This window comes from Intrasporangium sp., from assembly GCF_040414665.1.
Classification (GTDB): domain Bacteria; phylum Actinomycetota; class Actinomycetes; order Actinomycetales; family Dermatophilaceae; genus Intrasporangium.
On the sequence record NZ_JBEDUL010000042.1, the window covers coordinates 1 to 13,449 of the forward strand.

Consider the following 13,449-nt stretch of genomic DNA (forward strand, 5'->3'; position numbering starts at 1 on the left):
CCAACCCATCCGACGAAAGGGCTGCCATGGACTGGGACGGTCTGATCGAGATCTTCAACCCGGGCCACAGGCACTTCACCGAGGAGCGCGACCGCAAGCGGATCGAGGCGCAGATCCCGGGCAACGAAGGGGACCCCAACAGGACGTGGGTGGATCTCGACAAGGGGGTCGTCCACCTCGCCATGCCGCCCGAACGGAACGCCGGCTTCACGGTTCCCGACGGAGCCCGCGGCGACGAGGACGAGGACGCCTGAGGCCGTATGCCGCTGAGCCGGCCCCGCGCCCGACGCACCGCTGAGCGCGGAGCGAGCTGAGCGGCATACGGCCGGGTTCTGTGTCTCAGTTGCGACACGACCACTTTTCGGGTGGCGGCACACCCGGGTTGATGGGAATGTGACCTCACCCACATTCGTCAGGGGAACCTCCAGGGGGTTTCGGATGAAGCGTCTGCGTGTATTCACTGTGGTCCTCGGCATGGTTGCCGCGCTGCTCGTCGGGCTGACGCCCACGGCGTCGTCGAGTGCCCCGAGAGCGGATGAGGCGCTCGACGCCTACACCGCAACGGTTTCCGCGAGCCAGCTGCGCGAGCTGGCCCGCCTCGGCCACGACGTCGGTGCCCATCAGGCGTCCGGCTCGAACGTCGAGGTCGACCTCGTGCTCACCAAGAAGGAGCGAGATCAGCTCCACGCCAAGGGAATCTTCCCGCGCCTGACCAAGGTCAAGGGCGGCCAGACGGTCCGGCAGTTTGCTGCCGCTGAGGCGGCCCAGGGGTTCACCGTCTGGAAGTCCTGGGACGAGCCCGGCGGCATCCGCGACCAGCTCGTCCAGACCGCGGCGAACAACCCGTCGATCGCCAAGCTCGTCAAGATCGGCACGACGATCCAGGGCCGGGACATGTACGCGATCAAGCTCACCCAGGGCGCCCGCGGCATCGCGGACGGCAAGCGTCCGGCCGTGCTCTTCAGCGCGACCCAGCACGCGCGTGAGTGGATCGCGACCGAGGTCGACCGCCGCCTGATGAACTGGTACATCGACCAATGGCGGGCGAACAACCCAGAGGTCAAGAAGCTGCTGCAGACGACCGAGCTGTGGTTCGTCCCGGTGGCCAACCCCGACGGCTACCAGTACACGTTCGACCACGAGCGTCTCTGGCGCAAGAACATGCGAGACGTCAACGGCGACGGCGACATCACCACGGGTGACGGCGTCGACCTCAACCGCAACTTCCCGAACCACTGGGGCTACGACGAGGAGGGCTCGTCCTCGATCTCGTCGAGCGAGACCTACCGCGGCACCGGGCCGGTGTCCGAGCCCGAGACGGCCGCGATGAAGGGCCTGCTCGACAGGATCGGCTTCGCCTTCCAGGTCAACTACCACTCCAACGGCCAGTGGCTGCTCTACGCCGAGGGCTGGCAGATCGGCACGCCGACCTTCGACGACCCGATCTACTACGCCTTGTCCGGCAACCTTGACCAGCCGGCCATCAAGGACTTCCACCCGGGCCTCAGCTCGGACGTCCTCTACGTCACCAACGGGGAGACGACCGACTACGCCCACGTCGCGACAGGCGCGCTCGCCTGGACCCCGGAGCTGTCCGAGGGCTGTGACGGCTGTGGCTTCGTCTTCCCGGACGACGAGGCCCTCGTGCAGGCGGAGTTCGAGCGGAACCTGCCGTTCGCCCAGTCCGTCGTCAAGTCCGCCGGCGACCCCGACGACCCCGTCTCGTCGCTCGGCCTCAAGACCAAGCCGTTCTACCTGGACAGCGACGACCCCTACAAGCGCGGCAACCCGCACACCGAGCTGACCTTCCAGTACTCCTACGGCGACCCGCAGCCCGTGGCCGTCAACGCCAAGCGGAGCCTCGGCCCGGTCACGGTGAAGTGGCGCGTGAACGGTGGTGCGGTGCAGTCCGCGCCGACGTCCGAGTGGGCTGGCGGGGAGCGTTACTCGCCCGCGAGCGTCTACTACCACCAGATGCGGGGAATCGTCACGGGCACCGACCCGGGCGACTCCGTCGAGGTCTGGTTCGAGGGTGGCGGCGAGAAGAGCGACTCGTTCACCTACGAGGCCGTCTCCGAGACCCGCAACCGCGTCGTCGTCGTCGCGGCCGAGGACTACACCGGCAACTCGCCGGTTCAGACGCCCGGTCCGCACTACCTCGACTACTACCTCAACGCCTTGGCGGACAACGGGATCGAGGCGGATGTGTACAACGTCGACGCCCGCGGGCGCGTCGCACCCGACGCCCTCGGCGTTCTCAGCCACTACGACGCAGCCATCTGGTACTCCGGCGACGACATCGTCACGCGCCCCGCCGGCCAGGGCGCCGGCAACGCCGACCGGCTCGCCCTCGACGAGCTGCTCGAGTTCCGCGCGTACCTCAACGAGGGTGGCGCCGTGGCCTACACGAGCGACCTCGCCGGCAACCAGTACACCGGCAACGTCGGCACCCAGCTCTACGACCCGAAGGGCGAGATCGCCTGCAACCCAAGGCCGACGGGCGTTGACCCGCGCCGCTGCCTCCGGCTCGCCGGCTCGGGCGACGGCACGAACGACGTCCTCCAGTACTGGTTCGGCGGCTTCGTGGGAATCCAGGGTGACGGGCTCGACGAGGACGGCAATGCCTTCGGCCTCGTCGGCACCGACACCCCGTTCGACGGGCTGACCTGGGGGTTGGGCGGCGCGGACAGCGCCGACAACCAGGGCGACACCATGTCGTACGTCGCCACGAGCGGCATCCTGCCGGTCGACCAGTTCAAGCAGTTCGACAGCTGGCCCGCGTCGGCGTGGGACAAGCCAGGCGGACCGTTCGCACCGCGGACGGGCACGGAGTACGTCTACTCGCAGATCTCCGACGTGTCCTACAAGCGTCTCGCACGGACCATCACCGTCCCGCAGGGAGGCGCAACGCTGTCGTTCTGGACCTCCTACGACACCGAGGCCAACTGGGACCACTTCTTCGTCGAGGCCCACACCCCGGGTCAGGAGGACTGGACGACGCTGCCCGACAGCAACGGCCACACGACGACCGCGCCCGGTGACAGCTGTGACTCCGGCTGGGTCGACCTGCACCCGCAGCTGGCTCACTACCAGACGTGGGACGGCGTCGGATCCTGCACCGCGACGGGCTCGACCGGCTCATGGAACGCCGCCAGTGGCAACTCCGGCGGCTGGCAGCAGTGGTCCGTCGACCTCTCTGCCTGGCAGGGCCGTCAGGTGGAGGTGGCGATCGCCTACGTGAGTGACTGGGCCACCCAGGGACTCGGTGCGTTCGTCGACGACATCACGGTGTCCACGGGCGAGGGCAGCACCTCGTTCGAGGGCGGCCTCGACGGCTGGAGCATGCCGGCAGCACCCTCAGGTAGCGCCACGAACGCCAACACGTGGGTGCGCACCGACGCGTCGGGCTTCCCGGTCGGCAGCTCGGTGGCGACCCCGTCGACGCTCCTCATGGGCTTCGGCCTCGAGGGCGTGACCAGCCGCCAGGGCCGCGCCGACGTCATGGAGCGCGTCCTCGGCCACCTCCTCAACTGAACCAAACACAAGCAGAGGCCGTATGCCGCTGAGCTCGCCCCCCGCCCACGGTCACCGTGGGCGCGGGGCCGGCTCGGCGGCATACGGCAGCATTCCTTTCCCGTGGCGGCAGCGCTCACGTGTTTGCCCGTCATCTTTGGCTAGCCTGCAGGAATGACCGACGTCTCCCGGACCGACTCAGCCCTCCGGGCTGGCTCGACCTCGGGTGACCCGCGGGCCGATCGTGTCGCCGCGGCGGTCAAGACGTGGCAGCGCGCCCTGGTCGATCTGGGCGGGCGGAACACGCTCCTGTGGTACCGCGACCTCCCGTCCGGCACGCTCGACCTGACGACCGCCCACCCCGGGGGCGTCTCGATGCTCCTTGCCGGGCGGAAGACGCGCCTGTCGGACCTCATGCGCGAACCCGGTGCGCTCGCGGAGGCGAGGCGTCGCGCACGTGCGATCCGGGCCAAGGCCCAGGAGCTGAGGGAGGAGCGCGGCATCGCTGCCGGCTTCCTGGCCATCGGCATGGCGACGTGGTCGGTGCCGCGGGCGTCACGAGCGCCGGCCGCACCCGTCCTCCTCTGGCCGCTCGTGCTGCGGCCCACCGGTCCGGGTCAGGAGGACTTCGACCTGGACCTCGGCTCGGAGGTCGAGTTCAACCCCGTCCTCATCGAGTACCTGCGCTCCGAGCAGGGGCTCGAGGTCGACGGGGAGTCCCTCGCCGACCTCGCGACGAAGGGGGATGCGTTCGACCCGTATCCGGTCTATGCGGCCCTGGAGTCGGTGTGCGAGCGGGTGCCGGACTTCGTGATCGCGCCGCGCCTGCTCGTCGGCACCTTCTCCTACGCCAAGCTGCCCATGGTGGCCGACCTTGCGCTGCAAGGGTCCTCGCTCGCCGACCACGACGTCGTCGCCGCGCTCGCTGGTGACGAGTCGGCCCTGGCTGCGGTTCGGCTGCGGGTGCCGGAGAGCGATCCGGAGCCGGATCCGGAGCACGAGCACCTCGTCCTCGACGCCGACTCTTCCCAGCACGCGGCGATCGACGCCGTCCGGGCCGGCGCGCACCTGGTCATCAAGGGACCGCCGGGCACCGGCAAGAGCCAGACCATCGCCAACCTCATCGCCTCCCTGGCGGCCGAGGGGAAGTCGGCGCTCTTCGTCGCCGAGAAGCGGGCGGCCATCGACGCCGTCCTGGGGCGGCTGGACCGGCTTGGCCTCGGTGACCTCGTGCTCGACGCCTACGACGGCACGACGAACCGGCGCGCCACCGCCCGGCAGTTCGGGCGAGCGCTCGACTCGGCCGTCGGTTCGCCCACCTCGATCGAAAGAACAGGACTCGGGTCGTCATCCTCGATCGAAAGAACAGCTTTTGGGTCACCCAGCACGGTCCTCAAGGAACGGCGGGGCCGGTTGGTCGCCCATGTGCAGGCCATGCACTCGGTGCGGGAGCCGTGGGGCGTGTCGCTCCACGAGGTGCAGGAGGCGCTGACGGAGCTGGCGACGAGGAGCCCGTCGCCGACGTCCCGGGTCCGCCTCAACGGCGCAGCCCTCGCGGGTCTGAGCCGTGAGCGCATCCGGGAGCTGGCCGGGCGGCTCCGCGACGCGTCGGGCCTCGGGGCCTGGGCGCAGGACGGTGCGGACCCGTGGTTCGGGGCCCGGATCCTGACGTCGGACGAGGCAGCCAAGGCGCTCGACATCACGACCCGGCTCAGCAGCGGGGGCCTGGACGAGGCCGGGGCCGAGCTGAACGCCCTGCTCGCCGAGTCGCACGTGCCGCCGGCGACCTCGCTCGCGGACTGGCAGTCGGCTCTGGACACGATGGGGGCGGTGCGTCACACGCTCGAGGTGTTCCGCCCCGAGGTCTTCGACCTTCCGCTGGACGAGCACATCGCCGCCACGGCCACCCGGGAGTGGCGCGCCCAGCACGGGGTCGACCTGGGCTGGCTCACCCGCTGGAAGGTGCGGCACCAGGCCAAGCGCCTGCTGCGGCCCGGGCGGCCCCCGCAGGACCTCCACGACAGCCTGCGGCTCGCGAGCGAGCAGCGGACCCAGTGGTACGCGCTGGTCGGTGGTGGCGGCCGCCCGGAGATCTCGCCGCGTCTCGACGAGGGACTCCATGCGCTCGACCGGCTCCGTGACGACCTGTGCTGGCTCGAGGAGCGGTTACCGGGCGATGGGCCCGGGCTGACGGAGCTGTCCCTCGTCGACCTGCATGGCCGGTTGGCTGCCCTCGCCTCACGACCCGACCGCCTCGCCGTCCTGCCCCACGTCACCCGGGCCCTCGACGACCTGCGGGGCGCCGGGCTGGGTGCCGTCGTCGACGACCTGGCCGCCCGTCGAGTCCCCACGGCGCAGGTGCCCGCCGAGGTGGATCTCGCGTGGTGGGCCTCGCTCGCGCAGGAGATCAGCCTCCGTGACCCGGCGTACGGCGCCCACGACGGCGAGGGGCTGTGTCACGCCGTCGACGAGTTCGTCGCCGCCGACCACGCCCACCTGGACGCCACGGTGGACCGAGTCCGGGAGGCGGTCGCCCGCAACGTCCGCGAGGTGCTCGGGGACAACCCCGCGCAGGAGGCACTCGTCCGGGCCGAGGCGGGCAGGGCACGACGCCACAAGTCCTTGCGAGACCTGATGCCACAGGCCTCGGCCGCGCTCACCGCGATCAAGCCGTGCTGGGCGATGAGCCCCCTCGTCGTCGCGTCCACCCTGCCGCCGGGGCGGTGGTTCGACGTGGTCATCTTCGACGAGGCCTCGCAGGTGCAGCCGGCTCAGGCCATCTCGGCGATCTCGAGGGGGCGCCAGGTCGTCGTGGCCGGGGACGAGCGCCAGCTGCCCCCGACGAACTTCTTCACGGTCGTGTCCGACGACGAGTTCACGACCGAAGCGGAGGACGTGCTCACCGAGGGCTTCGAGTCGGTGCTCGACGTGCTGGCCGCGGCCCTGCCGACCCGGCGACTGACGTGGCACTATCGCAGCCGCGACGAACGCCTCATCGCGTTCGCCAACGTGACGATGTACGACGGTGGTCTGACGACGTTTCCCGGCACGGCCGTCGAGTCGGCGGTGACCTTCGAGCCGGTCGAGGGCCACGCGGTGGTCCAGCCGGGAGAGCAGACGATTGAGTCGACCAGTGCCGAGGTCGACCGCGTCGTCAGCCTGGTGCTCGACCATGCGCGCAGGCGTCCGCACGAGTCGCTCGGCGTCATCGCCCTGGGCATCAAGCACGCGAACCTCATCGATGATGCCGTCACGGCCGCTCTGCGAGGCGCGCCCGACGTGGCCGACTTCTTCGACCCGGATCGCGACGAGCGGTTCTTCGTCAAGAACCTCGAGCGGGTGCAGGGCGATGAGCGCGACGCCATCGTCCTGTCGATCGGCTACGGCAAGACGCCGCACGGTCGGGTCCTGCACCGCTTTGGACCGCTGAACAACGAGGGCGGCGAGCGGCGGCTCAACGTCGCCATCACGCGGGCCCGGAACCGGATGACGGTGGTCTCGTCCCTGCTGGCCTCGGACCTGGACCCGTCGCGGCTCAAGGCGAGCGGTGCGATCATGCTGCGAGACTTCCTGGCCTATGCCGAGGCGCGAGGGGCTTCGGTCCCGAGCGCCGCGGTTGCCGCTCCCGAACCGAGCCGGAGTCCGCTCCGCGCCGACCTCGCCCGGCGGCTTCGCCTCGAAGGGCTGGTCGTCCACGAGGAGTACGGCACGGCCGCGCAACGTGTCGACGTCGCGATCGAGGACCCCTACCACCGGGGTCGAGTCCTCGTGGCCGTGGAGACGGACGGGTCGCGTTACGCCGCGATGCGCAGCACCCGCGATCGTGACCGGCTGCGGCCGGAGCAGCTCGGCCGCCTGGGGTGGGTGCACCTGCGGGTCTGGAGCACCGATCTGTTCCGCGACCCGGCGCGCGAGATCTCCCGCATCGTCCGGGTGGCTCGGGAGATTCGCCCGACGGAGGCCGAGGCCGCGTCGCGACCGGTCGGCCGCAGCATGCTCAACGGCAGCGTGCCGGGGGTATCAGACGAGACGGCCCAGCCAGCCCAGCCGGCGGAGTCGGACGAGTCGGAGGTGCGTGATGTGGCCGAGCCGGCGCGGAGCCGCCGCCGGCGCCGGGTCTTCCGCAAGGGCACGGCGGAGTCGGCCACCGACGACAATTTTGGATCGAGCAGCGATGACACCGACGCCGGCTGGGGTGAGCCCGCCGAGGCGCCGTCGCGCGACCGGTGGCTCGAGGAGCAGCGGCCGCCGCACTACGAGTAGTCCGGCCAGTCCGGCGGGGCCAAGCAGGCGGCCGCGGATGCGGCGTGGGTGGAATGCGGGGGACGGGTGCTGCGTTCTCGTCCGCATGAACGCCATCTCGACGCCCTTCAGCCTGCGCTACACCTGGGCCCTAGGCCTCTTCGAGAACGGTGACCACTTCGCAGCGGCCTCGGCACTTGCCGAGCTCCTCGCCGAGGCCGAGGCGACTGGCGCCGACGAGGCCCAGCCGCTGCTGCATTCCACCACCGACCTGCGGATGTTCCTCGCACGCGCCTACTTCCATTCCGCCCAGTTCGGCAAGGCGGAGAAGGTGCTCCGCGTGCTCATCGAGGAGCACCCGACCGACGGCTACGCCCACCTGCTTCTCGGGCGCACGCTCCAGCGCGCCGGACGGCACGCCGAGGCGGCTCGGCCGCTGGCGCTGGCCGAGATCCTCGGCGACTACGAGCGCCCGAAGGCTTACGGCGCCCCGGACTGACAAACCCATTCGAGTGACCAGCTTCTCGGCAACGCCATAGAAGCTGGTCACTCAATCATGGTGCGGGTCAGCGCACGCGGAGCGCGTCGCGGATCTCGGTGAGCAGGACGACCTCCTCCGAGGGCGCCTCCGGCTCGGGCTCCTCACCGCGCTTGCGGCGCTCGGCCAGCCGGTTCATCGGCACGACGACCATGAAGTACACGGCCAAGGCCACGATCAGGAACGTGAACAGCTGGGTGAGGAAAGCGCCCACCGACACGCCGCCCGGGTTCCACGCCGAGAAGTCCGGGGTGCCGCCGAGCTTGCCGATGAGGTCCATGATGATGGTGACGAAGGCCTCGACCACCTTCGCGAAAGCCGTGCCGATGACGACGGCGACCGCGAGGTCGACGACGTTGCCCCGCATCAGAAAGTCCTTGAAGCCCTTGAGCATGGACGTTCCCTTCGTTGGTCTGGACCTCCTGCAAGGGGGAGGCCTGTCCGTGTCGCATTTCAACTTAGCCATCCAAGGACCGCCTACGCAGCAACACGCCCGGCGCCTCGAAACTCACCCTGTGGCAGCACTGGTGAGTTTCGAGGCGCCGGGCGTGTTGCGGGGCAAGGGGGAGGGGCCGGGCTCAGGGGGAGGGGCTGGGCTCAGGGGGAGGGGCGGACCGCGAGCACGAAGCTCTCCCCGGCGCTGAGGGCGCTGAGGTGCAGGGCGAGCTGTCGCGCCTCACTCGGTGAAACCGCCACGGTGAGGGCCGGATCCGGCTCGTCCTCCCAGGAGACGGTCGCCCCGAGGGCACCGCCGGACGCCTCTCCGTCGCCACCTCCCGCAGATCCAGAGGTCGTGTTGTCGCTGGTGCCACCGAGCACGGCCAGGACCTGCGCATCAGTCACGACCTGCTGGCCGGTCCCCGTGGCGTAGACGTCCACACTGCTGCCCTGCTGGACCCCGGTGAGCGCGACCCCCAGGACCGGCACCGTCATGGCCACGCGGCCATCCGACCGACCCGCCAGCAGGCCGGCCCCGGCAAGCCGCTGGGTCGTGACTGCGCTCCTGGCCTCGATCGGCCCGCCGGCCCGTCGGCCCACGACGGCCGCGACGTCACCGGTCGCGGACTCGGGGCGGTGCTCGGCAGGGCGCGCCTCGACCCGCACGTCGCCGGGCCCGATGAGCGCCCCGGACGGGATCAGCCGGGCAGCGACCACAGTCGCCATGCCGGCTCCTGCCGTTCCGGCGGGTCGCAGGGCGCCCAAGGCGAGGACCACGGCAAGCCCCGCAAGCACGGCGGTGACCCATCGACGGGCCCGGGCGCGGCGCGACCGCTGCAGCCGAGAACCCGGCCGAGCGCGCCGCCTCCGGGAGAAACGGTGCGACGACTCTCCGGTCGACCCCAGAGATGGGTGACCGGGGCTCGGAGCCCGGCTCATCAGGGCAGGTCGAACGGCAGCTCGATGCCGTCAAGGCTGCGCCGGCAGGCACACGTGGCCGCCGCATCGTCCTCATGGGCGGGCAGCTGGCCGATGGCGTCCCGGAGGACGCCCTTGAGGCTCTCGACGTTCTGCGCGAACACCCGCATGACCTCCTCGTGGGTCACCGCCTCACCACCCTCGACCCCGGCGTCGAGGTCGGTCACCATGGCGATCGTCGTGAAGCAGAGCGCGAGCTCACGTGCGAGTGCGGCCTCCGGCATCGTCGTCATGCCGACGACGTCCCAGCCGAGCTGCTGGTGCATGAGCGACTCCGCCCGAGAGGAGAACCGGGGGCCGTTGATGACGACGAGCGTCCCGTCGGCCACGACCTCGAGCGCTGACACCCGTGCGGCGTCGACCGCGACCTGGCGTCCGTTGGGGCAGTACGGCTCGGCGAAGCCGACGTGCACGATCGGTCCCTCGGCCTCGTAGAACGTGTGCTGACGGCCCCACGTCCGGTCGACGACCTGGTCAGGGACGACGATGGTGCCCGGACCGCGCTCCGGTCTGAGCGAGCCGACCGCACACGGCGAGAGAACCTGGCGGACGCCGACCGCTCGCAGGGCCCAGAGGTTGGCGCGGTAGTTGATCCGGTGCGGAGCGAAGCGATGGCTCTTGCCATGGCGGGCGAGAAACGCCACCGGGCGCCCGTCGACCTCACCGATGACGAGGGGGTCGCTCGGCTCGCCGAACGGCGTGACGACCTCAACGGTCTCGTAGTCCTCGAGGAAGTCGTAGAGCCCGGAGCCCCCGATGACTCCGATCTCAGCGGTGACGTCGGGCGGCGTGAGAATGGTGCTGAGTGAGGTCATGTCGGCAGCCTAGAACCGCAACCCAACGCCGTCGGGTCTCAGGACGGCGCATGGGGACAGGGCTGAACGAGCCGACGGGGATGTGGACGACTCAGCCGCCCACAATCGGATCAGGACGCAGCGGCCGTGCTGCCCGAGCCCGACCCACTCGAGGAACCGCCAGACCCGGACGCCCCCGTGGACGGACCCGATGACGACGACCCGGATCCACCAGATGACTCGGACGATCCGGACGACCCAGCCGACTCGGACGACGTGGAAGCCGCCGCCTCACCGGAGCCGCTCCCCGCACCCGACTCCTTGCCGCCCGAGCCCTTGGTGCCACCGCTCGCTCGGGAGTCGGTCTTGTAGAAGCCGGAGCCCTTGAACGCGATCCCGACCGGGTGGATGACCTTGCGCAGCCGGCCCGCGCCGTCGGCGCACTCGGGGCAGTCCGTCAGCGGGTCGTCGGTGAAGGACTGGCGGATGTCGAACGCGTGGCCGCACTGGGTGCAGGCGTAGGAGTACGTGGGCACTGGTTACCTCAGGTCTTGCGGGGGGTCTGTCGCCCAATTCTACGGGCGCGCTCGAGTCCGGCCGACGGCCAGCCGGCCAACCGGCCGTGCTGGCTCAGGGCGAGTATCCGCTGCTCCGTCGCTCTGTGTGAGCCTGAGGTGGTCACGATCAGCAGCCGGTCGCCGTGCCTGATGGTCGTGTGCTGCTCCGGCACGAACGTCTCCCCGTCCCGCACGATGAGGGTCACCATCGCACGCCTCGGGAGACGCAGCTCGAAGATGGCAACGCCATGGAGCCGGGACTCCTCGCCGACCGTGACGGTGATGACGTCCGCCGCGATCTCCACGAGCGGCGTGCTCTCGAGGCCGACGTCCACCGAGTGGATCTGCTCGGTCAGGCCGAGGTGTCGGGCCACCCACGGCAGGGGAGGGGCCTGGAGGATGGTGAAGACGACCACGAGGACGAAGACGAGGTCGAAGATCCAGCTCGTGTTGGGGGTTCCCGCGACGAGGGGCACGGTGGCGAGCACGACCGGGACGGCGCCCCGGAGCCCGGCCCATGACAGGAACGCCATGTCCTGCCACGGCATGCGGAACCAGACGGTCGATGCCAGGACCGACAACGGCCGCGCGAGCAGGAGCAGGACGAGCCCGATGACAAGGGCGTTGCGCAGCTGCTCGTCCAGCCGCAACGGGTCGGCGAGCAGGCCGAGGAGGACGAACAGCCCGATCTGGGCGATCCACCCCATCGCGGTCGCGAAGCTCTGGACCGACGTCCGGTTGGGCAGGCTCATGTTGCCGAGGACCAGTGCCGCGAGATAGGTCGCCAGGAAGCCCGAGACATGGGCGAGGGCGCCCACGGCATAGGCGAGGACGGTGAGCGCGAGGACGCCGATGGAGAACAGGGCGGACGAGCCGCCCGCCACTCGCCGCAGCGCCAGCCCTCCGACATAGCCGATCGCGATACCGACCGCGGCTCCGCCCGCGAGCTCGAGCAGGACGATGATGAGCAGCTCCCACCACGGCTCCTCCGTGGCTCCCGGCATGCTCTGGGCGGCGAGCGCGACGACGAGGAGGACGACGGGGGCGTCGTTGAAGCCGGCCTCCGCCTCGAGCATGCCGCTCAACCGACGCGGGATCGGGACGTTGCGCAGGACGGCGAAGACGGCGGCCGCGTCGGTCGAGGCGAGGATCGCGCCGAGCAGGAGCGAGATCTCCCAGGGGAGGCCGAGGATGGCATGGGCGGCGACACCGACGACGACGACGGAGACAACGACCCCGACGGTGGCGAGGACCGCGGCCGGGGCGACGGATCCGCGGATGTTGCTCCACTTCGTCGAGAGGCCGCCCTCGGCGAGGATGAGCACGAGCGCGGCATAACCGAGCACCCGTGTGGTCGACGCGTCGGAGAACTGGATGCCGACGCCCGCGTTGCCGAGCACGAGGCCGATGCCGAGGTAGATGAGCAGCGACGGCATCCCGGAAGCCACCGAGAGCCGCACCGCGGCGACCGCCACGAGCAGGACGATCGAGCCGATGAGCAGCACGCGTGTGAGGTCGTCGAGAGTCATTCCCGACGACGTGACGGACGCGAGCGCGGTCACGGCTGGCTCCTCGGCTGGCGGTGGACCCCATCAAACCATCCGTATGCCGCTGAGCTCGCCAGCGTTCCCACGCCTCGAACCGCGCCTCCCGCACACCACGGACACGTGGCCTAGGCTCATGCCGTGCCCCGCGCCCACCTCGCTCGTCGTATCGCCCTGTCGGTCGCCGTCCTCATCGTCATCGCCTTCGTGGCGATGGCGATTCTTGCGGTCTCCACCGTCAGGCGATCCTTCCCGGAGGTGTCCGGCAAGCTGGAGGTCGAGGGCCTGTCTGGGCAGGTCAACGTCAGCCGGGACGCTCGAGGCGTCCCCACGATCTACGCCGACACGGCGACGGACCTGTTCCGTGCGCAGGGCTACGTCAGCGCCCAGGACCGGTTCTTCGAGATGGACCTGCGCCGGCACATCACGGCGGGCCGGCTGTCGGAGCTCGTCGGGGAGGCCGGCGTCGACACCGACCGGGTCATCCGGACGATGGGCTGGCGCCGCATCGCCGAGCAGGAGCTGCCGACGCTCGCCCCCGAGACCCGTCAGTACCTGCAGGCCTATGCCGACGGCGTCAACGCCTACATCAAGCAGGCCGAGTCGCCGGCCGAGCTGGCCCTCGAGTACCAGGTGCTCGACTGGAGCGTTCCGGGCTACCGCGTCGAGCCGTGGACGCCGGTCGACTCCCTCGCCTGGCTCAAGGCCATGGCCTGGGACTTGCGCGCCGACTACGACGACGAGCTCACCCGAGCCCGGCTCTCGCGGGGCGGTCGCACCTCGGAGAAGCAGATCAACCTGCTCTACCCGCCCTATCCCTTCGACCGCAACCAGCCGATCCTCTC

The 13,449-nt window shown here is 70.4% G+C and carries 10 protein-coding genes; 5 read left to right on the forward strand and 5 right to left on the reverse strand.

The genetic code is table 11. The features are described 5' to 3' along the window. The 4 genes from ABF401_RS04885 to ABF401_RS04900 form a co-directional block, all read left to right on the forward strand. Nucleotides 1-254: DUF6191 domain-containing protein (locus tag ABF401_RS04885; protein WP_353508414.1), on the forward strand; the 254-nt coding region annotated here is incomplete at its 5' end. A gap of 184 nt (nucleotides 255-438) precedes the next feature. Continuing rightward, a complete protein-coding gene (locus ABF401_RS04890) occupies nucleotides 439-3,534 on the forward strand; it encodes a M14 family metallopeptidase (protein WP_353508415.1) in 3,096 nt (1,031 codons plus the stop codon). 153 nt (nucleotides 3,535-3,687) lie between these two features. Then, nucleotides 3,688-7,776: a PDDEXK-like endonuclease domain-containing protein gene (locus tag ABF401_RS04895; RefSeq protein ID WP_353508416.1), complete on the forward strand. Its 4,089-nt coding sequence runs from the start codon at nucleotides 3,688-3,690 to the stop codon at nucleotides 7,774-7,776. Nucleotides 7,777-7,861: 85 nt separating this feature from the next. Then, on the forward strand, nucleotides 7,862-8,254 hold the full coding sequence (locus ABF401_RS04900) for a tetratricopeptide repeat protein (protein ID WP_353508417.1): 393 nt from the start codon (nucleotides 7,862-7,864) through the stop codon (nucleotides 8,252-8,254). Nucleotides 8,255-8,321: 67 nt separating this feature from the next. Here the strand turns inward: ABF401_RS04900 and mscL are convergent, their stop codons facing one another. The 5 genes from mscL to ABF401_RS04925 form a co-directional block, all read right to left on the reverse strand. Continuing rightward, nucleotides 8,322-8,687: a large conductance mechanosensitive channel protein MscL gene (mscL, locus tag ABF401_RS04905; RefSeq protein ID WP_353508418.1), complete on the reverse strand. Its 366-nt coding sequence runs from the start codon at nucleotides 8,685-8,687 to the stop codon at nucleotides 8,322-8,324. A gap of 203 nt (nucleotides 8,688-8,890) precedes the next feature. Then, nucleotides 8,891-9,457, reverse strand: coding sequence for an SAF domain-containing protein (locus ABF401_RS04910; RefSeq protein WP_353508419.1), 567 nt, complete (start codon nucleotides 9,455-9,457; stop codon nucleotides 8,891-8,893). A gap of 212 nt (nucleotides 9,458-9,669) precedes the next feature. Then, nucleotides 9,670-10,524, reverse strand: coding sequence for an S-methyl-5'-thioadenosine phosphorylase (locus ABF401_RS04915; protein ID WP_353508420.1), 855 nt, complete (start codon nucleotides 10,522-10,524; stop codon nucleotides 9,670-9,672). 110 nt (nucleotides 10,525-10,634) lie between these two features. Further along, nucleotides 10,635-11,039: an FmdB family zinc ribbon protein gene (locus ABF401_RS04920; protein WP_353508421.1), complete on the reverse strand. Its 405-nt coding sequence runs from the start codon at nucleotides 11,037-11,039 to the stop codon at nucleotides 10,635-10,637. A gap of 8 nt (nucleotides 11,040-11,047) precedes the next feature. Then, nucleotides 11,048-12,622: a potassium/proton antiporter gene (locus ABF401_RS04925; protein ID WP_353508422.1), complete on the reverse strand. Its 1,575-nt coding sequence runs from the start codon at nucleotides 12,620-12,622 to the stop codon at nucleotides 11,048-11,050. A 123-nt stretch (nucleotides 12,623-12,745) separates the two neighbouring features. On the opposite strand from ABF401_RS04925, the gene ABF401_RS04930 reads away from it, so the two are divergent. Further along, nucleotides 12,746-13,449 (forward strand): penicillin acylase family protein (locus ABF401_RS04930; protein ID WP_353508423.1); only part of this gene is annotated, 704 nt, incomplete at its 3' end.

Bases quoted from the DNA above. Each gene is read 5' to 3' on its own strand.
- ABF401_RS04890 (WP_353508415.1), top strand. From the start codon at position 439: ATGAAGCGTCTGCGTGTATTCACTGTGGTCCTCGGCATGGTTGCCGCG.
- ABF401_RS04895 (WP_353508416.1), top strand. From the start codon at position 3,688: ATGACCGACGTCTCCCGGACCGACTCAGCCCTCCGGGCTGGCTCGACC.
- ABF401_RS04900 (WP_353508417.1), top strand. From the start codon at position 7,862: ATGAACGCCATCTCGACGCCCTTCAGCCTGCGCTACACCTGGGCCCTA.
- mscL (WP_353508418.1), bottom strand. From the start codon at position 8,687: ATGCTCAAGGGCTTCAAGGACTTTCTGATGCGGGGCAACGTCGTCGAC.
- ABF401_RS04910 (WP_353508419.1), bottom strand. From the start codon at position 9,457: ATGGCGACTGTGGTCGCTGCCCGGCTGATCCCGTCCGGGGCGCTCATC.
- ABF401_RS04915 (WP_353508420.1), bottom strand. From the start codon at position 10,524: ATGACCTCACTCAGCACCATTCTCACGCCGCCCGACGTCACCGCTGAG.